Annotated in this window: 20 protein-coding genes; 12 read left to right on the top strand and 8 right to left on the bottom strand. The window is 60.0% G+C overall.

Features of this window, described 5'->3' with window-relative positions:
- The first annotated feature begins 97 nt into the window (after positions 1 to 97).
- The 5 genes from EM858_RS18645 to EM858_RS18665 all read left to right on the top strand — a co-directional run bounded on the left by EM858_RS18645 (position 98) and on the right by EM858_RS18665 (position 4,535).
- A complete protein-coding gene (locus EM858_RS18645; protein ID WP_080817252.1) occupies positions 98 to 1,126 on the top strand; it encodes an adenylate/guanylate cyclase domain-containing protein in 1,029 nt (342 codons plus the stop codon).
- A gap of 153 nt (positions 1,127 to 1,279) precedes the next feature.
- Complete coding sequence (locus EM858_RS18650; RefSeq protein ID WP_127757580.1) at positions 1,280 to 2,638, top strand: esterase-like activity of phytase family protein; 1,359 nt, start codon at positions 1,280 to 1,282, stop codon at positions 2,636 to 2,638.
- 240 nt (positions 2,639 to 2,878) lie between these two features.
- Positions 2,879 to 3,226, top strand: a complete 348-nt coding sequence (locus tag EM858_RS18655; protein WP_065654053.1) for a hypothetical protein — start codon at positions 2,879 to 2,881, stop codon at positions 3,224 to 3,226.
- Between the two features lie 173 nt (positions 3,227 to 3,399).
- Positions 3,400 to 3,747 carry a hypothetical protein gene (locus EM858_RS18660; protein ID WP_127757581.1) on the top strand — a complete coding sequence of 116 codons (348 nt, stop codon included), beginning with the start codon at positions 3,400 to 3,402 and terminating at the stop codon, positions 3,745 to 3,747.
- Positions 3,748 to 3,902: 155 nt separating this feature from the next.
- On the top strand, positions 3,903 to 4,535 hold the full coding sequence (locus EM858_RS18665) for a DapH/DapD/GlmU-related protein (protein WP_127757582.1): 633 nt from the start codon (positions 3,903 to 3,905) through the stop codon (positions 4,533 to 4,535).
- 46 nt (positions 4,536 to 4,581) lie between these two features.
- On the opposite strand, the gene ppx is transcribed toward EM858_RS18665, so the two are convergent.
- From ppx to EM858_RS18685, 4 genes are read right to left on the bottom strand one after another with little or no spacing between them, the layout of a single operon-like run.
- Positions 4,582 to 6,105: an exopolyphosphatase gene (gene ppx, locus EM858_RS18670; RefSeq protein WP_127757583.1), complete on the bottom strand. Its 1,524-nt coding sequence runs from the start codon at positions 6,103 to 6,105 to the stop codon at positions 4,582 to 4,584.
- A complete protein-coding gene (locus tag EM858_RS18675; RefSeq protein WP_236776268.1) occupies positions 6,102 to 8,348 on the bottom strand; it encodes an RNA degradosome polyphosphate kinase in 2,247 nt (748 codons plus the stop codon). Before EM858_RS18675 ends, ppx begins: the two co-directional genes overlap by 4 nt.
- A 53-nt stretch (positions 8,349 to 8,401) precedes the next feature.
- Entirely contained in the window at positions 8,402 to 9,130 is a 729-nt protein-coding gene (gene hdaA / locus EM858_RS18680) for a DnaA regulatory inactivator HdaA (RefSeq protein ID WP_127757584.1), read from the bottom strand.
- 8 nt (positions 9,131 to 9,138) lie between these two features.
- Positions 9,139 to 10,290: an AI-2E family transporter gene (locus EM858_RS18685; RefSeq protein WP_127757585.1), complete on the bottom strand. Its 1,152-nt coding sequence runs from the start codon at positions 10,288 to 10,290 to the stop codon at positions 9,139 to 9,141.
- A gap of 243 nt (positions 10,291 to 10,533) precedes the next feature.
- On the opposite strand from EM858_RS18685, the gene EM858_RS18690 reads away from it, so the two are divergent.
- The 4 genes from EM858_RS18690 to EM858_RS18705 all read left to right on the top strand — a co-directional run bounded on the left by EM858_RS18690 (position 10,534) and on the right by EM858_RS18705 (position 14,264).
- Entirely contained in the window at positions 10,534 to 11,328 is a 795-nt protein-coding gene (locus EM858_RS18690) for a class I SAM-dependent methyltransferase (protein ID WP_020811533.1), read from the top strand.
- A 123-nt stretch (positions 11,329 to 11,451) separates the two neighbouring features.
- On the top strand, positions 11,452 to 12,525 hold the full coding sequence (gene purM / locus EM858_RS18695) for a phosphoribosylformylglycinamidine cyclo-ligase (protein ID WP_127757586.1): 1,074 nt from the start codon (positions 11,452 to 11,454) through the stop codon (positions 12,523 to 12,525).
- A complete protein-coding gene (purN, locus tag EM858_RS18700) occupies positions 12,522 to 13,196 on the top strand; it encodes a phosphoribosylglycinamide formyltransferase (RefSeq protein WP_127757587.1) in 675 nt (224 codons plus the stop codon). Before purM ends, purN begins: the two co-directional genes overlap by 4 nt.
- Before the next feature lie 132 nt (positions 13,197 to 13,328).
- A complete protein-coding gene (locus EM858_RS18705) occupies positions 13,329 to 14,264 on the top strand; it encodes an omptin family outer membrane protease (RefSeq protein ID WP_127757588.1) in 936 nt (311 codons plus the stop codon).
- 276 nt (positions 14,265 to 14,540) lie between these two features.
- On the opposite strand, the gene EM858_RS18710 is transcribed toward EM858_RS18705, so the two are convergent.
- Positions 14,541 to 15,164 carry an NUDIX domain-containing protein gene (locus EM858_RS18710; RefSeq protein WP_127757589.1) on the bottom strand — a complete coding sequence of 208 codons (624 nt, stop codon included), beginning with the start codon at positions 15,162 to 15,164 and terminating at the stop codon, positions 14,541 to 14,543.
- A 55-nt stretch (positions 15,165 to 15,219) separates the two neighbouring features.
- Positions 15,220 to 17,442, bottom strand: a complete 2,223-nt coding sequence (locus EM858_RS18715; RefSeq protein WP_164865479.1) for a molybdopterin oxidoreductase family protein — start codon at positions 17,440 to 17,442, stop codon at positions 15,220 to 15,222.
- Between the two features lie 41 nt (positions 17,443 to 17,483).
- On the opposite strand from EM858_RS18715, the gene EM858_RS18720 reads away from it, so the two are divergent.
- Positions 17,484 to 18,347, top strand: coding sequence for a 23S rRNA (adenine(2030)-N(6))-methyltransferase RlmJ (locus tag EM858_RS18720; RefSeq protein ID WP_127757590.1), 864 nt, complete (start codon positions 17,484 to 17,486; stop codon positions 18,345 to 18,347).
- Positions 18,348 to 18,352: 5 nt separating this feature from the next.
- Here the strand turns inward: EM858_RS18720 and EM858_RS18725 are convergent, their stop codons facing one another.
- Complete coding sequence (locus tag EM858_RS18725) at positions 18,353 to 19,300, bottom strand: lysylphosphatidylglycerol synthase domain-containing protein (protein WP_003520764.1); 948 nt, start codon at positions 19,298 to 19,300, stop codon at positions 18,353 to 18,355.
- 208 nt (positions 19,301 to 19,508) lie between these two features.
- Between EM858_RS18725 and EM858_RS18730 the strand changes: the two genes are divergently transcribed.
- Positions 19,509 to 20,282 carry a ribonuclease gene (locus EM858_RS18730; RefSeq protein WP_127757591.1) on the top strand — a complete coding sequence of 258 codons (774 nt, stop codon included), beginning with the start codon at positions 19,509 to 19,511 and terminating at the stop codon, positions 20,280 to 20,282.
- A 112-nt stretch (positions 20,283 to 20,394) separates the two neighbouring features.
- Positions 20,395 to 20,991, top strand: a complete 597-nt coding sequence (locus EM858_RS18735; RefSeq protein ID WP_127757592.1) for a glutathione S-transferase — start codon at positions 20,395 to 20,397, stop codon at positions 20,989 to 20,991.
- A 117-nt stretch (positions 20,992 to 21,108) separates the two neighbouring features.
- On the opposite strand, the gene EM858_RS18740 is transcribed toward EM858_RS18735, so the two are convergent.
- Complete coding sequence (locus tag EM858_RS18740) at positions 21,109 to 21,765, bottom strand: outer membrane protein (protein WP_035261664.1); 657 nt, start codon at positions 21,763 to 21,765, stop codon at positions 21,109 to 21,111.
- Between the last annotated feature and the right edge of the window lie 232 nt (positions 21,766 to 21,997).

Raw genomic sequence — 21,997 nt, forward strand, 5'->3', positions numbered from 1 at the left:
GTCGCATATGACCTGAACAGAAGCTTCGCCCGAAGGGAGCGGCCTGCCCTTTTTTGCCGAGACCAAAGCCTTCCCTTCCCGAGACCCAAGAACCGACATGAGAAAATTGCTGCCCATTCTGGATTACGTGGTGCTCTTCGTTGCCGTGGCCGGCAGCGGCGTGGCCTACGCCTTTCTGGAATATGGCGGCGGCGCATTGATCGGCGCGACCTATGCGCTGTTTGCCTGCGCACCCATCCTCGCCTTCGAGCGCGGTTACATCATGCCCGGCCTGTCGCGGCAGGTGAGCGCCTTGCCGACGCCGGCCTATATCGCCGTCGGCCTCATCATCTATGCCATTCTCGTCTTTTGCGGCTTCGGGCTCGGCGGCACGATCCTGTGGTTGAGCGGGATATTTCCCGGCACCTGGAAACGCGCCGTCCATGCCGAGGTGCAGACGCTGATCTTCACCCTGATTGTCTGCGGCATCATCGTCTTCATCATGCGGGTGCGCGAGCTTCTCGGCCGCGATATCTTCATCGACCTCATCCTGGGGCGTTATCGCCGGCCGGTCAGCGAAGACCGCGTCTTCATCTTCATCGATCTCGTCGGTTCCACCTCCTTCGCCGAAACCCATGGCGACCTGAAGGCCCAGGAATTTCTCGGCGAAATCTTCGCAAGCTATGCCGCACCTGTCAGGAAACACGGCGGTGTCATCGACGACTATATCGGCGACGCCGCCATCATCACCTGGCCCTATCACATGGCGATCCGGCGGGCGGCCTGCGTGCGCTGCGTCTTCGATATTCAGGCGACCATTGAAAACACCCGCGACATGTGGCTTTCCCGCTTCGGAGAGGTGCCGCGCCTGCGCTTCGCCATCCATGGCGGGCCGGTCATCACCGCGGAAATCGGCGTCGATCACCACAAGATCACCTATTTCGGCGATACGGTGAACACGACCTCGCGGCTCGAATCGCTGAGCAAGATGCTCGGCCATCCGGTGCTGATTTCCGCCGATCTCGCCCATCAGCTGGTGCTTCCGAAGGGCGTGCGCAGCGAATATCTGGGCGAACATGCCGTCAAAGGCCGTGGCCAGACGCTGGGCGTCTGCACGCTCAGCCAATATCAGGCGCCCGCCGAATAGGGGCCACCGGCGCAAAAAAGCCGTGCGGCCCATCTGCGGACGATGGCCGTCATCAAAATTCATCAAAGCTTCAAACGGCAATCACCTGCCTGTCATGCGACGACCCTATCGCGTCAATCCTGTCTTCAACAGGTATTGAGAGGGGTCTCCATCATGAAGCACATTCTTTTCGCACCTTTCGCGGTTCTCGCGCTCGCCGCCGCGGCGCACGCGGCGGAAAAGGAATTTCCGGCAAAGCTGGTCTCGCATGCCATTCTGCCCGCCAACACCATGATCGCCGCGCCTGCCGATGCGCCGGAGCACCTCAAGACCTCCGCCAAATTCACCACGGCCGACCGCAAGCGCGCCGAGGGCCTCGGCACCGTGCCCGGCAAGGACGGCGTGCGCCTGACCGGCCTTTCCATGCCGTTCAACGGCCAGCCGATGCAGGGCTTTTCCGGTATCAGGGCCATGCCGGACGGCAGCTTCTGGAGCCTTTCCGACAACGGTTTCGGTTCCAAGCTCAATTCCAGCGACGCCATGCTGATGCTTCGCCATCTGAAGTTCGATTGGGACGCCGGCAAGGTCAACGCGCTTGAAACCGTGTTCCTCTCCGATCCCGACATGAAGGCGCCCTTCCCCATCGTTCTGGAAGGCTCGAGCAAGCGTTACCTGACGGGCGCGGATTTCGACGTCGAATCTATTCAGCCGGTCGCTGACGGTTTCTGGGTCGGCGAGGAATTCGGCCCCTACATTCTGAAATTCACCCGCGACGGCAAGCTGACCGACGTGATTTCGACCAAGGCCGGCGACATCGAGGTGAAGTCTCCCGACCATCCGGCTCTTGCCCTGCCCGGCAACCCGACACAGAAAATGCCGGCTTTCAACCTGAAGCGTTCAGGCGGTTATGAGGGCATGGCGCTCTCCAAGGACGGCTCGAAGCTCTACGGCCTGCTGGAAGGCCCGCTCTACATGGCCGACGGCCAGGTGGAAAAAACCGAAGACGGCGCGACCGCGCTGCGCATCATCGAACTCGACACCGCCAAGAAGGCATGGACCGGCCGCAGCTGGCTTTATCCGCTGGCGGAAGGCGGCGAGGCAATCGGTGACTTCAACATGCTGGACGACACCACCGCCCTCGTCATCGAGCGCGACAATGGCGCCGGCACGGCCGACAAGGCCTGCGCCGACCCCAAGGCTCCGGCTGCGGACTGCTTCGCCCGCCCTGCCAAGCTGAAGCGCATCTACAAGATCGAATTCAACGACACCAATGTCGGCAAGGCCGCCCGCAAGATCGGCTATATCGACCTGATGAAGATTTCCGACCCGGATAACAAGAAGCGTCAGGGCGGCGGCAACGGCTATTACGACATGCCTTTCGTCACCATCGAGAATGTCGACCGCGTCGATGCCACCCATATCGTCGTCGGCAACGACAACAACCTGCCCTTCTCGGCCGGCCGTGCGCTGGACAAGGCTGACGACAACGAATTCGTCCTGCTCGACGTCAAGGACCTGCTCGAGGCGAAGTAAGACCAAGGCTGCTGTCACTTGCTTTGACGGCCGCGAATGATCCGGACGGAGCGCCCGGCAGACACAAATGTCTGCATGGCGCTCCGTTCCGATTTTCCAGAGCTGGAGCAATTTCGGTGAACGCCGGTTCACCTCCATTGCTCTAACTCTTTGTTTTTACGCATTTCCGGACGCAAAGCCGAGCGCACTTTCGCTGGAAATGCTTTAACCGAAACATGCTTGCGGAAAAGAAGACGTTTCATGCAGGACCATGCAGAAAGACTTTATTACGCCCTGAAGAAAAGCTGGTCGGGCGAGACGAGCGGCCTCTGGTCGCGCGAAAATCCCGCCAAGGGGCAAGGCAGCGTCACCGCGCTGGTGGTGCAGGATATTTTCGGCGGCGAGCTTGCCAAAACCGCTGTCAGCGGTGCCGATCATTTTTACAATATCGTCGAAGGCACCCGCTGGGATTTCACCTTCAGCCAGTTCGATATTCCGGTCGGCTATCAGGACAGGCTTGCCAGCCGCACGGAAGCCATGGCGACGATAACGCCGCTGCAATATGCCTATCTCAGCGCCTGCATCCGCAAGGCGCTCGGGCACGGCTGAGCCGTTTGCAAAGCAGTGCCAGCCGATTGCCGTTTCGATCCGCGCATCACGGCACGGCGGTCAGCCAGGGTGTTGCGTTTCAAGACCAAGATGTCAATCTTTCCCGCAAAGCGGACACAATCCTTGCGATAATATCGCCTGTGGAATGGTTGCACCGACAGGAGAGATATTCGATGAGGGAGAGTTGCCCGGTTCTGACACCGGCGGAACGGCAGGTACAGTCCATATTGGAGCGCACGGAAGCAGCGATGATGACCACCATTCACGCAGCGCTCGAGCGTGCCAGCAAAGAGGTCACTGAGGCATTCCGGGCCGTCGATTCAGACATGCAGCCACCGCCCCACGACTATTTTGCCGCTGTCGCCCATCAGCAGCTCTTCCTGATGTTATGCGGGGCCGACCCGAAAACCTTCGAGGGCGGAGACCCCAAAATCGCCGGCCACATCATTCGGAACGCGCAAAACATATCCGACCACTACTGGAAGAAAACGCCTGCCGCGGCGGATGTCCCCGGCAAGTGATACATTCCGCGTGAAGACAGGATTTTGCGTCACGCGGCATCGCGCGCGATCTGCGTTTTAGAAAGGATGCCAGGCCCGGCCGGACTCCTTTGGTCATTCCACGTCACAGCACCTTCATCATCGCCGGTTAAGCAGGCGCAAATCCGGAGGCAGGAATGGATTCGACCGCACAGATCAAGCGCCCGAAAATTGCAGAGACCGTCATCCATGCGACGGCGAGCATAAGAGATTCCAATATCGGCGAATGCTGTGAAATTCTGGCTGACACCTCCCTGCACAATGCCGAACTCGGCAATTACTCCTATCTTGGACCCCGTTGCATGGTGGGCGATGCAACGATCGGAAAATTCTGCGCCATCGCCGCAGAGGTCAGGATAGGCGCTCCGAACCATCCGATGGACCGGCCATCCATGCACCGTTTCAGCTATTGCCCTGAATATTATTCTGCGGATGCCGTGCGCGATGACGCCTTTTTCGACCGGCGCAGGGAGGACCGCGCCGTCATCGGTCACGATGTCTGGATCGGTCACGGGGTTATCGTCTTGCCGGGTGTCACGGTTGGAGACGGGGCAGTGCTCGCCGCCGGCGCGGTCGTCACCAAAGATGTGCCGCCCTATACCATCGTCGGCGGCGTTCCCGCGAAGATCATTCGGGAACGATTTTCGCGATCCATCGCGGAAAAGCTTACTTCAATCGCATGGTGGGACTGGCCATTCGAAACGATCATGGCGCGGCTCTCCGACTTTCAGTCGAGCGACATAGAAGCCTTTTGCGAGCGCTGGTCATAGTGGAGGCCAAGAGCGTTCCTGTCGCGAAACAGAAACGCGCCGTTCGTTACTCGAACACGAACGCCAGCCGCTTGCCCGTCAGCTTCGCCAGTTGCTGCAAACGCCCGTCCAGCCGCTCGCCGGCGAAGTCGCAATAATCGTGCGGCACGACGAATTCCAGATCGAGATCGGGATTACCGGATTTGCGGAATTTGAGGTGATCGACGACGCCCGGCATCGAAGCCGAGAAGAGATAGACGACGCGCAGCAGGCCGCCGAGCAATTTACCAAGCTCCTGCAACCGGTCGCCCGCCATGGCGGCGAGCGGCTGCGTGGTGCCGTTGTCGTTCAGACCTTCGAAGCGATAATAATTGGCAAGCGCAATATAGGCGCGGCCGGGATGGGTGATCGCCACGAAGGAAGAATGGGCGATGATGTTGAGCGCCTGCAATCCGCGATAGTCGGGATGGGCGCGCCAGCTGATATCGGCGAGAAGGCAGGCCGCCTGCCGGTAACGGCTCTCCTCTTCGGTCTCGTCAACGCCGAAGACCGGGAAGGTGCGGCCGCTCCAGTCCGCCAGTTCGCGCGCATGTTCCGGCGAGCGGGCGCGCAGAATGGCAAGCTCATCGGCCGCAACCAGCAGCGGATCGGAATCCCGCTCTTCTTCCGTCAACAGGGAATAAAGATAACCTTCGCGCACGCCCTGCGCCGAGAAGGCGATCCTGGCCGGCTTCATCATTTTCAGAACTTCGCGCATGGCGATGGCGCCGAAGGGCAGAAGCGAGCGGCGGTTCTTGGAGACCGCCTGCCAGGCCGGATCCTTGCTATCCCGGGAGACGATGACCTCCTCGAGAAAATTCAGCATTTCCTCCAGCGGCAATTCGTAGCCCTGCATCATATGCAGCGGATAGCCCGATATTTCCATATGCAGCTTGGCGATGTTTCGCCAGGTGCCGCCCACCGCGTAAAAGGTGCGCCCCTCACCCGCCGCCAGAAGCCTGGCGAAGGATTTGACGTGTTTTCTGGCAATCGTCGCCGCTTTTTCCAGCGAGCCGTCCGACTGCTCCGACAGCCGCAGGCCGCCGAGCGGCAGGGTTATGCCCTCGCCGCAGCTCTTGCCCTTGATGTCGATGAGTTCGAGCGAACCGCCGCCCAGGTCACCGGCGATGCCGTCTGGATCATGGAAACCGCTGATCACGCCATAGGCGGAATAAAGCGCTTCCTTTTCGCCTGACAGCACCTCGATCTCGCAGCCGAGAATGGCTTCAGCCTCGCGGATGAAATCCGGGCCGTTTTCCGCCTCACGCGCCGCGGCCGTCGCCAGCACATAGAGCTTCTGCGCCTGCGCCTGCTCGGAAAGGACATGAAAACGCCGAAGCGCCATCAGCGCCCGGCTGACGCCTTCCTCATGCATGCGGCCCGTCAGCGCCAGTCCCTTGCCAAGGCCGCACAGGACCTTTTCATTGAACAGCACCGCAGGCGCGCGGGAAAGACCTTCATATACGACGAGACGAACGGAGTTCGAACCAATATCTATGACGGAAACGGGGGCAAGGCCGGTCAGCCGCCCCTGTGCTTCTGATCGAGTCATTCAGCCTGTTTCTTGCGGGACGAAATCAACCCGGCAATCAATTTGGGCGCACTGGATTTCAAGGCTTCACCACGTCCGGAAAGGCTGGGATTGGTCATGAAATAGTGCTGCGCGTTGAACGGTTCTTCGCCTTTACGCACCTCGATGCGCCTCGACGTTCCGTCCGCAAGTATCTCGTAGCTCTGCTGGTTGTCAATGAGATTGCCCAGCATAATCTGTGAAAGAACCTGCTCATGCACGGTGGGATTGGTGAGCGGAACCAGCGTTTCCACACGCCGATCAAGGTTGCGCGGCATCATGTCGGCCGAGCCGATATAGACCAGCGCCTTGTCCGACGGCAGGCCGAAACCATTGCCGAAGCAGAAGATGCGGCTGTGTTCGAGGAAGCGGCCGACGATGGATTTGACGCGGATATTATCGGACAGGCCGGGCACCTGCGGGCGCAGGCAGCAGATGCCGCGCACGACAAGATCGACCTCCACGCCAGCGGCGCTGGCGCGGTAGAGCGTATCGATGATTTCAGGATCGACCAGCGAATTCATCTTCATCCAGATCGCCGCCGGCGCGCCGCGCTTGGCATGTTCGATCTCTTCGTTGATGTGCTTCACGATGCGGGCGCGCAGCGTATAGGGCGAAACGGCCAGCTTCATGCCCTCTTCCGGCTCGCCGTAACCCGTGATGAAGTTGAAGATATTCGCCATGTCATGGGCGATCTTCGGATTGCAGGTGAAGAAGGACAGGTCGGTATAGATCTTGGCGGTGATCGGGTGATAGTTGCCGGTGCCGAGGTGGCAATAGGTTCTGAGCTTGCCGTCCTCGCGGCGCACAACCATCGACATCTTCGCGTGGGTCTTGAGTTCGATGAAGCCGAAGACGACCTGCACGCCGGCGCGCTCCAGGTCGCGCGCCCAGCGAATATTCGCCTCTTCGTCGAAGCGCGCCTTCAGCTCGACCAGCGCGGTGACGGATTTGCCGGCTTCGGCCGCGTCGATCAGCGCACGAACGATCGGGCTGTCATTGGAGGTGCGGTAGAGCGTCTGCTTGATGGCGAGCACATCGGGATCGCGCGCGGCCTGCAGCAGGAACTGCACGACCACGTCGAAGCTCTCATAGGGATGGTGAACCACCATGTCCTTTTCGCGGATGGCGGCGAGGCAATCGCCGGCATGTTCGCGCACACGCTCGGGGAAACGGGCGTTATAGGGTTCGAATTTCAGATCGTCGCGCGGCGCGCGGACGATTTCCGAGATGGTGTTGAGCGCGAGAAGACCGGGCAGAACGGCGACGCGGTTATCCGGCACGCCAAGCTCATGCACCACGAACTGCCTGAGCGACTGCGGCATTTCACTGTCGGTCTCGATGCGGATGACGGAACCGCGGCGGCGGCGCTTCAGCGCGCTCTCGAAGAAACGGACCAGATCTTCCGCCTCTTCCTCCACCTCGATATCGCTGTCGCGGATGATGCGGAACGTACCGGAACCGCGCACGGTATAACCGGGATAGAGCCGGTGGATGAACAGGCCGACCACATCTTCAAGCGTGATGTAGCGGATGGCGTTCTTTTCGTCCGGAAGCCGCACGAAACGGTCGAGCGCAGGCGGCAGGCGCAACAGCGCCGTCATCGGCTCGCGGCCGTTGACGCTGTCGAGCTGCAGGCCCATGGAAAAGCCGAGATTGGGAATGAAGGGGAACGGGTGCGCCGGGTCGATGGAGAGCGGCGTCAGAACGGGGAACATGCGTTCCTCGAACTCCGTTTCCAGCCAGGTGCGGTCCGCATCTGAAAGTGCGGCGGGCCGCACGATGAAGATTTCTTCCTTGGCAAGGTACTGCTGCAGGACGGCGAGCGAGGCCTGCTGCTCCATCTGCAGATTGTCGATTTCCTTCAGAATATCTTCAAGCTGTTCGGCCGGCGTCTTGCCGTCCGGCGTCCTGACGGTGATCTTCTGGCGCACCTGCCCTTCAAGGCCGGCGACGCGGACCATGAAAAATTCATCGAGGTTGGCGGCCGAGATGGAGAGGAAGCGCAGCCGCTCCAAGAGCGGATGATCCGTGTTCAGCGTTTCTTCGAGAACGCGGCGGTTGAACTGGAGCCAGGAGAATTCGCGGTTGATGAAACGCGCCGGGCTGTCCCAAAGGCTCTCGCCCTCAGTCACGGGCTGAACCTTGTTGAAGTCTTCCTGCGCGATAGCGTCCATTCCCTGTTCCATCCCCTGACCGATTTCCGTCCCGTGATCCTGCTGCATCGCGCGATCGTCCTTCTTGCCCGTATAACAGTTTGACGACGGAACTGTGACAGTCAATCGACGTCCAGTCCGCTGCCCGCCGCTGCGTTGTCCATCGCGTTGAGGACCTCCGCCACCAGCGGCCGTGTAATTCTCGTTCCACGCGCAAGCGCCAGCCGGTCGATCCGGTCCACGATCGTCTGCGCCGTATCGAGCGAACGCTCCATTCTATTGACGATGTAACCTATGAGTTTGTCATCCATGTAAAGCTGCCGGTCGGCGAAGAGTTTCACCAGCACCTGCGCCAAAAGCCCCTCGTCCGGCTCTCCGGTTTCCACCACCGTTACGGCTTTGAGGCGCGAGCGCAGATCGGGCAGCGTCACCGGCCACGCGGCCGGCCATTGCCGGCTCGTCATCAAAAGCGTGGTGCCGTGCTGGCGCACGCTGTTGATGACATGGAAAAGTTCGGTCTCGTCAAAACCGCGCCGGTCGGCGTCCTCGAAAAGAACAGGCCCCGTTTCGGCCGTACGCGCGGCATCCGAGCCCGTCTCGGGGTGAATGTCGCGCGCGTCGCTGATATTTTTCCAGATATTGGCGAGATGCGATTTTCCCGAACCCGGCGGCCCGGCCAGCACGACGACGGGCGAGCGCCAGTTCGGCCATTCATCGATGAGGCTGACGGCAGCCGCAAGCGAGGCGGAGACGAGGAGATCATCCCTGCCGGAAGCGGACTGGTGCGAGAATGCGAGCGGCAGCTGCTCGGCCTTCGACCGGGCGTTGTCGGTTTTGATTTGGTCAGTCATCGTCAGCTCTAAGAGTCAACCTTGCCGGAGGACGTTTCCCCTTCTTCCAGGGTAGGGTTTGTGTCCCAGGGAAGGTTGGCGGCATGCCCGTGGTAAAGATCGCTTTCAAGATACCGCGACAGGGCGAAGCGGACAAGCACGCCGACCGCAGCGGCAGCCGGCACCGCGACGAGAAGCCCGACGAAACCGAAAAGCGCACCGAAGGCGAAAAGGGCGAACATGAGCCAGACCGGATGCAGGCCGACGCTTTTGCCGACAAGCTTCGGCTGCAGGATGTTGCCTTCGATGAACTGGCCGGAGAAGAACACCACAAGCGTCAGGAACACATAGATGTAATCCGGCCAGAACTGCACGATGGCGACGCCAACGGCGAGGATGAGGCCGACCATGGAGCCGATATAGGGAATGAAGCTGATGAGGCCTGAGAAAAGCCCGATCAGCAGGCCGAAGTTCAAACCCACGAGCGACAGGCCGACGGCGTAATAAACGCCGAGAATGATGCAGAGCGACCCCTGCCCGCGCACGAAACCGGCAATGGTCTTATCCATGTCGCGGGCGATCTGGCGGACGGTATGGACATAATCGCGCGGTATCCAGCTATCGACCTTGTCGATCATCCGATCCCAGTCGAGCAGCAGATAGAAGGCAACCACGGGCGTGACGACCAGAAGCGACATGACATCGACCAGCGATTTGCCGGAATTCCATATCTGCGTCAAAAGCGTGCCGATGAAACCCGCGCCTTCGGTCAAAAGCTTCGAAAAATTCTCCTTCACGGCGTCGATCTGGCTGCTCACCCAATCCGGCAGGAGATTGGTGTCGGCGCCGGCAATCAGCTGCTGTAGCGACGAGATATATTGCGGGATGCGCGTGATGAATTCCGAGGCCTGGGCGGCGATCAGCGGAATGATGATGATGAGCGACAGCGCAAAGATCAGCACGAAGGAGACGAGGATGACGACGGTGGCCATCAACCGGCTGAGGCCACGCCGTTCCAGCCAGTCGGCGACCGGGTCGAGAAAATAGGCAAGCGCCATGCCCGCCACGAAAGGCAGGAGAATGGAGCTGAAGACCATCAGGAAAAGGACAAAGACGGCAAGCACGCCAATCCAGAAAAACACCTGCCGGCGCAGGCTCGTACCGCTTACATGGGGTTGCATCCGTTCATCCTTTATCGCCGCACCGTCACCGCCCATGATGGAGATAGGATGCGCATATGCACATGGTCAAGACCGGCGCTTTCGCGCGTGGGCAGAAGGAGACTGCCCGCACAGCGGTAAAATCCCTCATTTCCGGCCAACCCCTCGCAACGGCAGGTTGACCGGCGGCAAATATTAGACAACTATCAAATATTGCCGGGCGGGCCAACGACGCTCCTTCATGTCCGGCGGCCGGGGGGCACGATGCAAAGCACCAGTGAAAATGGCATCGCGGAATATAATGCCGGTCTCTTCGATAATCCCGAAGTTGCCGAATGGTATGACAACCAGCAGCTTTACCCGGCCGAACGCATCATTCTCGACCAGTTCCGCCATGCCTATGCGGGCAAGCGGCTGCTTGACCTCGGCGTCGGCACCGGACGAACGACGAAGCCGCTTCTGCCGCTGGTGGGAGACTATATCGGCATTGACCGTTCGCAGCCGATGCTTGCGCTGGCGCGGCGCAATTTTCCAGCCGCCACGTTTCTCGACATGGATGTGCGGGCGATCGGCCAGTTCGGCGCGGAGCGTTTCGATTGCGTGCTCGGCGCGCTCGCGATTCTAAGCGCCTTCGACCACGAGGACCGGCTTGCCATCATCCATGCCGTGCGAAGCATCCTCGCACCTGGTGGATATTTCATCTTTTCGTTTCACAATCGCCAATGGAAGCGGGCCGGCGGCATGCCGCTGCACCGCCGCTCCTGGCACCCGCGCGAGGTGGTGAATTCGCTGCATCCGCAAAGCTGGATCAACTATCTGCGACTGCAACCTTCGACACGGCGGACACCGGAATATGCCATCCTCGCGGATCAGGCGCACCGCTGGAGCGGCCTGTTTTATTTCATCGACCTTGCCGCCCAGACCCGCCAGCTGGAAGCGGCGGGCTTCGAGATCGCCGCACGTTATGGCGAGAACGGACGGCCGATAGAGGAAAATTCCGATACTTCCAATGACGGCCTGCTCAATCTCGTCTGTCGCGCCGCGCCGCAGCCATCGTGAGCAGCCAATCCGGCAAGCCCCGCCAAAGCCGTTAAAAACCGGAGCTTTTGCCACTCAAACCCTTGCATCAGGCCCCGTCCCGTGCGAATGGCGACGCCAAAGGAACCAGCGGAGACGAGAGCCATGAGCCAGTCGGGCAAGAACGGTCTTACCTATAGTGATGCAGGTGTGGATATCGACGCCGGCAACCTGATGGTCGAAAAGATCAAACCGGCGGTGCGCTCCACGCGGCGTCCCGGCGCGGATGGCGAAATCGGCGGCTTCGGCGGCCTGTTCGATCTGAAAGCCGCGGGCTTCACCGATCCGGTTCTGGTGGCCGCCAATGACGGCGTCGGCACCAAGCTGAAGATCGCCATCGATGCTGACTATCACGACACCGTCGGTATCGATCTCGTCGCCATGTGCGTCAACGATCTCGTCGTCCAGGGCGCAGAACCGCTGTTCTTCCTCGATTATTTCGCCACCGGCAAGCTGGACCCGGACCAGGGTGCAGCCATCGTTTCCGGCATCGCCGCCGGCTGCCGCGAATCCGGCTGTGCGCTGATCGGCGGAGAAACCGCTGAAATGCCCGGCATGTATTCCGATGGCGATTACGATCTCGCGGGCTTTGCCGTGGGTGCGGCCGAACGCGGCCAGCTTCTGCCGGCCGGCGACATTTCCGAAGGCGACGTCATTCTCGGCCTCTCCTCTTCCGGTGTTCACTCCAACGGCTTTTCGCTGGTGCGCAAGATCGTGTCGATCTCCGGTCTCGACTGGAGCGCGCCTGCCCCCTTCGCGGACGGCAAGAAGCTCGGCGAAGCGCTGCTGACGCCGACCCGCATCTATGTGAAGCCGCTTTTGAAAGCGATCCGCGAGACCGGCGCGCTGAAGGCGCTGGCGCATATTACCGGCGGCGGTTTCCCGGAGAATATTCCGCGCGTTCTGCCCAAGCATCTCGCCGCCGAGATCGATCTCGATGCGATCAAGGTTCCCGCCGTCTTCTCGTGGCTGGCGAAAGCCGGCGGCGTTGAAGCGAAAGAAATGCTGCGCACCTTCAATTGCGGCGTCGGCATGATCGTCGTCGTTTCGGCTGAAAATGCCGAAAAGGTCACCGAGGTTCTGACTGCCGAAGGTGAAACCGTCTTCCCGCTCGGCCGCATGGTCGCCCGCGAAGAAGGCGCGCATGGCACCATCTACAAGGGCGCTCTCGGCCTATGATGAGCGCCGCCTTCCCGTCCGGCCGCAAACGCGTCGTCGTTTTCATTTCCGGCAGCGGCTCCAACATGGTGTCGCTGGCCAAGGCCTGTCAGGCGGCGGATTTTCCGGCGGAAATCGTCTGCGTCATCTCGGACAAGGCGTCTGCGGGCGGGCTGGAAAAGGCACGGAGCATGGGCATTCCCACGCTGGTCTTCGAACGCAAGACCTATGCCAGCAAGGCCGAGCATGAGGGCGCCATTCTGGCCGCACTTGGTGAAATCGCGCCCGATATCATTTGTCTTGCCGGCTACATGCGGCTGATATCGGGGGATTTCATTGCTCCCTATGAAGGGCGCATCATCAATATCCACCCTTCCCTGCTGCCGCTTTTCCCCGGCCTCAACACCCATCAGCGCGCCATCGACAGCGGCATGAAGATTTCCGGCTGCACCGTGCATTTCGTCACCGAAGGCATGGATGAAGGTCCGACCATCGCGCAGGGTGCGGTGCCGGTCATTTCCGGTGATACGGCCGAAACTCTGGCGGCGCGGATCCTGACTGTCGAGCATCAGCTCTACCCGCTTACCCTGAAGCGGCTTGCCGAAGGCAAGGTTCGGATGGAAGACGGCAAGGCGGTCTCCACGGATGGCGAAAGTAAAACTGAGTATTCCAACCTCATATCCGCCTTCTGATAAAGCTATAACTAAAGTACAAAATACACTCATAGTGGTATTTTTTGGAAAATAAACCGATCGTTTACCATAATCATCTTTAATGCCCGCAACGGCCCTTATTTCGGGCCCTCCGGTCATTCAGGAGCGATTATGCCATTTTCGAGATTTTCCCTGCCGCTTTCGGTTGTTCTGCTGGCGGGTGCCAGTCTGCCCGTCGCGGCTGAGCAAAGCGGCATTACAGCCTCAGTGGATGCCGGCGTTCTCAATCTTCGAGCGACCGAAACCGTCCATATCGGTGGGCGCAAGCTGAGCGAACTCGAATGGGAAACCAAAAACGCCGTGGCATTGCGCGGCTCGCTCGGGCTTGAACTTGCGCCCGGCTGGCGCGTCAAGGCGGAAGGCCGCGTCGGCTTCGAGGGCGACGGCTACATGACCGACTATGACTGGGTTTGGCCTTTTTCCAGAGATAGCTCCAAGGACAATTGGAGCCACCGTTCCCAGCATGACGATACGCGGCTCGACCATTATTTTTCGGGAAACCTCGAGCTCAATCGCATGTTACTGGACGATCCGCAGCAATATCTCAGCGCCGGCGTCGGTTTTCGTTATACGGATGTTCAATGGTCCGCTTATGGCGGCAACGCCGTTTACAGCGTTTTCTCCCCCCGCGATTTCTCCGGCAAATTCAAGGATGGCCTCAAGGGGATCACCTATCGCCAGCAAATCCCGGTTTTCTACGGCAACCTGACGGGCGGCCAGAGGTTCGGCAACTGGTCACTCAATCTGGGCCTCGAAGGCGGCGCCATGGTCTACGGCAAGGCGACCGACGATCACTGGCTGCGCGACATGCGCTTTACCGACAAATTCGACGTCGCCGGCATGTTCGGGGTGAAGGCCGGCGTCGCCTATGACCTGACCGAGAATGCCTCGATCTATCTCGACGGCGCATATGACTATACCAGCCTCGGGCGCGGAGACACCCACTACAGCGGCGCAGGCGCCGGAAACCTGTCATCGGAAAAGAATGCCGGCGGCGGTGACTTGCAGTCGATTTTCGTGGGGATGGGTGTGAAAGGCAGGTTTTGATTCGGCAGTGCCATTCGTGGTAATAAGCCCAGTGACCAAGCCAACTCCTCTCCTATTCTCGTAAAAATATAGGCGAGGCTGAGCTGCAATTATATCATACTTGGAAAGGAGGTCGCCGTGCGTGTTGTGAAGACAATTCATTCCCAAGCCCGGCGAAGTCTCATCGCCAAGATAAGGAAAGAGCGGGCACAACGAAAACAAGCAACCGCGGATCAGGTCACTAAATGGAAAAATGTAGGGCGCAAGTAACCGCGTCCACTACGAAGGCCTTGACCGTCACTTTCCGAGTCCGGCACGATTTAACATCGCCCATTGCAGCAGAATGATCGTCTTGGCATCGGTGATTTCACCCGATGCGATCATCGCGAAGGCTTCATCCAGCCGGTAGGTCAGAACCTCCAGATCCTCGCCTTCGTCCTCCAGTCCACCGCCGCTGCCGGCCTGCACGTCAAGATCGATGCGGGCGACGAAGAGGCTGACCTTTTCCGTCAGCGTACCGGGGCTGGCATACATATCGAACAGATAGTCGACCTTTTCGACGGCGTAGCCGGATTCTTCCATTGCCTCACGGCGAATGGCGACGGCCGCGTCGTCGTCGTCGAGAAGCCCCGCAGGCACCTCGATCATGAAGCTTTGATCGCCGTTCACGAAGGCGGCGGGGCGGAACTGGCGCACCATCACCACGCTGTCGCGCTTCGGGTCATAAAGGAGAATGGCGGCGGCGCTGCCATGGTCGTGGACTTCCCGGACGATACGGATGGTTTTGCCATCCGGCATGCGCTGGTCGAAAACGAGCTTCTGCATATGCACGAAGCCCTTCCAGACGGTTTCTTTTTCCACCAGCCGGATTCTGCCCGCATCCGTGTCGGCCGGAACGTTTTTCGCCTGCGTCTGTGTCACCGGATATGTCCTTGCCTGTCGTGGAATTTCAGCCTGCCCGTGTTGCGGCGCAATATCAAGCCTCGCGAGTCCCGTCATCGCGGCGGAGCCACACCTTGTTGTCGTGAAAAGCCGCACCGCCATAGGGGGCGACGGCATCGGCGCCGGTCAGCACATTGATGCCTTCGCCATCCAGATGCGCCCTGTTTGGCCACAGCCCTTCGGCGATCAGCACACCCGGTCTTGCACCCTCCACGATTTTCGCATGGAGACGCACTTCGCCGCGGCCATTGCCGATGCGGACGATGTCGCCATCGGCGATGCCGTTGCCGCTCGCATCTTCGGGACAGATCATCAATTCCGGGCGGCCTTCCTTCTGCACGGAGGTCTTGGTTTCCGCGAAGGTGGAGTTCAGGAAGTTGCGTGCCGGCGATGTCGCCAGCCGGAAAGGATGGTCACCGTCCACGGTTTCGATAACGTCGACCTGATCCGGGAATTTCGGAAATTGCGTAACAGGCCCCATCACACCGATATTTTTCGGCGGTTTGTTCGGAGACGGTCCAGTCGCCCATTCGGGGCTGAAGCGGAATTTGCCATCGCCGTAACCGAATCCTTCGAGATAATGCGCCACCTCGAAGGACGGTTGCGCATCGATCCACTTCTCTTCAGCCAGCGTGTCGAAATCGCCCCAGCCGCTGACTTTGAGCATACGATCAACATGATCGCGGGCCGAAAGGCCGAAGCCTGGCATATGGTCGACGCCGAGGCGTTTTGCCAGTTCCTCGATGACGAAGAGATTGGTACGCACCGTTTCCGGCGGCTCCACCAGCTTGGGCCCAAGCAGAATATGGTTCTGTCCGCCGGCGCGGTAGATGTCGTCATGTTCGAGGAACATGGTCGCAGGCAGCACGATATCGGCCACATCGGCTGTCTCCGTCATGAACTGCTCATGCACGGCGACAAAGAGATCGTCGCGCAGGAAGCCCTGTTTCACCAGCCGCTGTTCGGGCGCGACATTGACGGGATTGGTGTTCTGGATGAGCAGCGCCGTCACCGGGCCGCCGTGGCGCAGCGCTTCCGCGTCCCCCGTCAGCACGCGGCCGATCTGCGACTGGTCGAGCTGGCGCACCTCGGGGTCGGCGTAAGAACTGCCCATCAGCTCCGCCTTGTTGAGCCGGAAGATGTCGCCATTGTTGTGGAACGCGCCGCCGCCCTCATATTGCCAGGAGCCGAGAACCGTGGCGATGGAAAGCGCCGCATGCATGGCGACCGCGCCGTTGCGCTGGCGGGCAAAACCATATCCGAGCCGGAAGAAGGTCTTCTTCGTGGCGCCGACCAGCCTTGCGAAATCCTCGATCTCGTCGACGGAGAGGCCGGTGATTTCGGATGCCCATTGCGGCGTCTTCGTCTTCAGATGCGCCTCGAGCCCGGGCGGATCGTCGGCGAAGCGCGCCATATAATCACGGTCGGCGTAACCGTCGCGGAAGGCGATGTGCATGACGGCGCAGGCAAGTGCGGCATCCGTGCCGGGGCGGACGACGAGGCGCATATCCGCCTGCTTCATGGTCGGATTGTCGTAGATATCGACGACGACGATCTTCGCGCCGCGTTCCTTGCGGGCTTTCACCGCATGGGTCATGACATTGACCTGCGTGGCGACCGCATTGGTGCCCCAGATGACCACGACATCGGCCTTGGCGATCTCGCGCGGATCCGGGCCACGCAGCGCGCCGGTGCCCATCACATAACCGGTCCAGGCCATGTTAGTGCAGATCGAACCGAAAAAGCCGGAATATTTTTTGGCGTGGCGCAGCCGCTCAATGGAATCCCGCTGCACCTGTCCCATGGTGCCGGCGTAGAAATACGGCCATATCGCCTCAGCACCATGCCGCGCCTCGGCCTTGACGAAGGCGTCCGCCACCTCGTCCAGAGCCGCTTCCCAAGAAATCTCCTGCCAGTCGCCGGCGCCCTTCGCACCCTTGCGGCGCTTCGGGGTCAGAAGACGGCCGGGATGATAGATGCGTTCGGAGTAACGCGCCACCTTGGCGCAGATCACGCCGGCGGTATAAGTATTGGCATTCGCACCGCGTACGCGGCCGATGCGGCCATCGGCATTGATGTCGACCTCGAGCGCGCAGGCGCTCGGACAGTCATGCGGGCAGACCGTGTGTCCGATACGGACTTCGGACTTCGGGGCGGCTTTTTCAGCGGAAATCGGGGTCGCAACGTTCATGTCTTTTGTATATTGCATCAACGATGCGGCAAAAAGGCCGAAGTGACGTCCATCAAGAATATTCATCCTGATCATTCATCCGGATAAACGGCAAGCGAGACACATCCATGAACTACCGCCACATCTATCACGCCGGCAATTTCGCGGATGTCCTCAAACATGCCGTTCTCGCCCGCCTCGTGCGTTACCTGCAGAACAAGGACAAGGCCTTTCGTGTGCTGGACACCCATGCCGGCATCGGGCTTTACGACCTCACCTCGGAAGAGGCGCAGAAAACCGGCGAATGGCAGACCGGTATCGGCAAGCTGATGGAGGCCGATCTGCCCGCCCCCATCGCCGAACTGCTGGAGCCTTATCTTGACGCCGTGAAGGAACTCAATCCGGAAGGTGGCGTGAAATTCTATCCCGGCTCACCGAAACTCGCACGCATGCTGTTTCGCCCGCAGGACCGGCTTTCGGCCATGGAACTGCACCCGGATGACAGCCGGGCGCTCGCGCGCCTGTTCGAGGGGGACTACCAGGTGCGTGTCACCGAGCTGGATGGCTGGCTGTCGCTCGGCGCGCATCTGCCGCCGAAGGAAAAGCGCGGCCTGATCCTCGTCGATCCGCCTTTCGAGCTTGAGAATGAATATCAGCGTCTGGCCGACGGCTTGAACAAGGCCTATCGGCGTTTTTCCACCGGCACCTATTGCCTGTGGTATCCCCTGAAGAAAGGCGCTCCGATCAAGGACTTTCACGAGCGGCTGCAATCCTTCGACATTCCGAAGATGCTGTGCGCGGAACTTTCCGTCAGAAGCGACCGGCTGGATGGCCTGAGCGGCTCCGGCCTCATCATCGTCAATCCGCCCTATACGCTGAAGGACGAGTTGCATACGCTGCTGCCCTACCTGAAGACAATGCTGGCGCAGGACAGGTTCGCCTCGCAGCGCGCCTTCTGGCTGCGCGGCGAGGAAAAATCGGAAGATAATTGAGGGGGCTATCTCAGCCCTTCCCGCCTCTGCGCCTGCGCAAGCTGTGACCGTTCGAAGAACAGGATCACGAACAGGGCCATGATGAAGGGAATGATGAGGTAGAACAGCCGGAAGACCAGAAGCGCCGCGATGACGTCCGCCGGGTTCATGTCCGGCAGGCCGGTGACGAAGACCAGCTCCAGCACCCCCAGGCCGCCCGGCGCGTGCGAGATGAGCGCCGCCGAGAAGGAAACCAGAAATATGCCGAGAATGACCATATAACCGGGATTTCCGGCTTCCGGCAGCGCGAAATAGATGATGCCCGCCGCCCCGATCAGCTCTATCGGACCGATGACGAGTTGCTGCGCAACAAGCTTTGGCGCGGGGTACGGCAGCACGAAGGAACCGATTTTCAGGGGTTTCAGCCTGAGCAGGCTGCCAAGAATATAAAGGCCGACGAAAAGGAGCAGCAGCACGCCTGTCGTGGTGGAGGCTTCGACGGGCAGAATGCCGGTAAACCGTTCGGTGATGTCAGGCTCGTAAAGCAGCACCAGCCCGATCAGCATGATCGTGCCGATGAGGAAGGTGAAGGAGCAAAGGCCGACAAGCACGCCCACTTCCGCCACACTCAGCCCCTTGGACGTATAGGCCCGATATCGCACCACGGCGCCCGAGAATACCGAGGCCCCAACATTGTGGGACAGCGCATAGGTGGTGAAAGAGGTGAGCGTGATGAAGAACCAGTTCACTTTGCGGCCAAGATGCTGCAACGCGATGCGGTCGTAACCGGCGAGCGCGGCATAGGCCAGCAATGTTGCAAGGCCCGAACACAGCCAGTCCCGCACGCGAATGGCTTTCAGACTGTCCCAGAGATCATCGAGCGACAGGCCGCGCAGTTCGTGAAAGAGCAACCATGCGGAAAAACCGATCGTCGCGAAGCCAACGACGGGCCAGATATATTTCTTGAATTTCATGCGGTCATGCCCGCCTATTTCCTCCAGCCTCACCCCAGCCCTGTTCCGTCTTTTGCGGAAGATTCGTTCGACTTTATTCGTTATGCGGCAAAGCTTTCAACCTTTTCATCAAAGATTGGCGGTTTGCCCCGTTCACAAGTTGATGTAAGACCGGATCGTCGCCCGCCGGCGATGTGAGGTCGTCCACTTTCCGGAGAACGTACACGGAATGAAGCGTTATGCCGGTTTCATCGCCCTGGGCCTTCTGTCGCTCGGCGCATTGTGGTTCGCGCGGGAAAATCCGGCTCCGACCGAACCCGCCGGCAACCGGCAGACACAATCCCAATCGCAGACCGCCGGCAATTCCCGGTTGGATGCTCCAGGGCGCGACGTTTCCCGACAGGAGACGGGCAAAAACCCTGCGCCCCGCGGAAACGGGTTCGATTTTTACGTGCTGTCGCTCTCCTGGTCACCGGCGTTCTGCGCCAGCTCCGAAGGCTCGGGCAACCGCCAGCAATGCGGCAGCGACAGGCGTTACGGTTTCGTGGTGCATGGGCTGTGGCCGCAGAACGAAAACGGCTATCCCGAATTCTGCCAAAGCGGCGAGCCCGACCGTGTTCCGGACGCGATCGGCCGCACCATGTTCGATATCATGCCGTCCATGGGCCTGATTGGCCACCAGTGGCGCAAGCACGGCTCCTGCTCCGGTCTGTCGCAGAGGGACTATTTCTCGGCGACACGGGCCGCCTTCGAAGCCATCCGGCTGCCGGGAAAGATCGCCTCCGGCGCCGAAGCCGCCACTCTCTCCGCCGATGCCATAGAAACCGCCTTCACCGATGCCAATCCCGGCCTGTCGAAACGCGGCATCTCCATCAGCTGCGACGGCAGGCGCCTTGAGGAAGTGCGCATCTGCCTCAACAGGGACATGACATTCCGCGACTGCCCCGAGCTTGACCGCAAGGGCTGCCGCGCCAACGCCACGGAAATCATCCCCATTCGCTAGAGCGCATCGAATGTTCCCTGTTGCGCTCTTCTACACATTTTCCAGACATAAAACCGCTATGCAGCTTTATTGACTAATCCAGTCCCCAGACGACAACCCACAGGACACGACCATGGAACTGCTCTACTCGCCCGCCTCCCCCTACTCCGCCAAGGTATGTATGGCCGCGCGCCATCTCGGCATCGACATTACCTCCGTGCGTGTCGATACCAATGCCGAGCCCGCAACGCTGATGGACAACAATCCGCTCGGCAAGATTCCGGTCCTGCTTCTGGATGAAGGCGGCTCGGTCTATGACAGCGTGGCGATCATGCATTATCTCGACCGTCTTTCGGGCGGCAAGCTCTACCCGAAAAAGAACGGCAAGCGCACGGATGTGGAAATTCTCGAAGCGCTGTGCGACGGCATCATGGATTGCCTGCTGGCCATCGTTTACGAGCGCCGTTACCGCCCGGAAGACAAGATCCACCAGCCATGGATCGACAAGCAGTGGAGCAAGGTGGTCCGCGGGCTTGATTATCTCAACACCAACCTGCCGAAAACCGGCAAGAAGCTGCATGGCGGCCATTTCGCCCTTGCCGCGATGATCGGTTATCTCGACCTGCGTTTCGCCGGCGAATGGGCCGAAGGGCGCGATGCGCTGGCCGCCTGGCCGGAAACCTTCGGCAAGCGTTTCGAAGCCTATGCGGAAATGAAGGCCGCCGCCTGAGGCGAATGCAGACGAATGCCTGGCCGGAAGGCCGGGCATTCATCCCGACACTTAAGACCGAAAAACAAAAAAGCCGGGGCGAAAACCCCGGCTTTTCCAATAGCGATCCTTGAGGGATCAGAACTTGACGCCGATACCGGCCTTGACGGAGTGGTCGTCATAACCACGCGAGAAGGCGTCGTTGCCGAGCGTGTAGTCCTTCTTCTGGTAGTCGCTGTAGCGATATTCCAGACGAGCGGTGATGTTGTCGGTAACCATGGCTTCAACACCGGCACCAACCGTGTAACCGAGAGCCGTGGCGCTGTCCTTGTTGACGCCGTCACGAACCTTGTTGTCGGAAACGGCGAGACCGGCCGTACCATAGAGCAGGAACGGGTTCATGTCGTAACCGACGCGGCCACGCAGCGAGCCGTTGACGCCCTGCTTGCCTTCGACGGCGCGACCTGCGACCGTACCGGCGGAACCGCGCTCGTCGCCGAGGTTGACGTCTGCTTCCGCACCGTAAACCAGCTGGCCGTTCTGCCAGTTGTAACCGCCGTAGAGACCGCCGCCAGCGCCCTTGGCGTCACGACCGTCGTTGCTGGAGCTGAAACGGCCCCAATCGTAATTGACCGTACCACCGAGGTAGGCGCCGGACCAATCCTTGACCGGCGCGGGCTGGTCGTAGGAAACCGGTGCCTGCGGCACTTCATTTACGGCGTCAGCGGCGTGAGCAGCCGAAAAGCCGGCGGCTGCCATGGTCGAAGCCATAAGGGTTGCTACGAAAATACGCATGCTATTCTCCTTTCAGGACCGCTCTGTACTCAAAACTATTGTTCTCAGACGCGGTGTAAACTCGTCGGGTTAATCGCCCCTCTGGAAACTGAATTTGATAGGAGAATGCGGAGATCAAAGAGCCAAAATGTGAATTGTTTGGGGCAGCGACGTGACTAGAATTAGACGTTGCCTAATTGCCACAAGGGGTTTATTAACCCTAATAGAAGCCTAACCAGCAATATATCGCCTT

Source organism: Agrobacterium sp. CNPSo 2736 (assembly GCF_004005385.1).
Lineage (GTDB): Bacteria > Pseudomonadota > Alphaproteobacteria > Rhizobiales > Rhizobiaceae > Agrobacterium > Agrobacterium leguminum.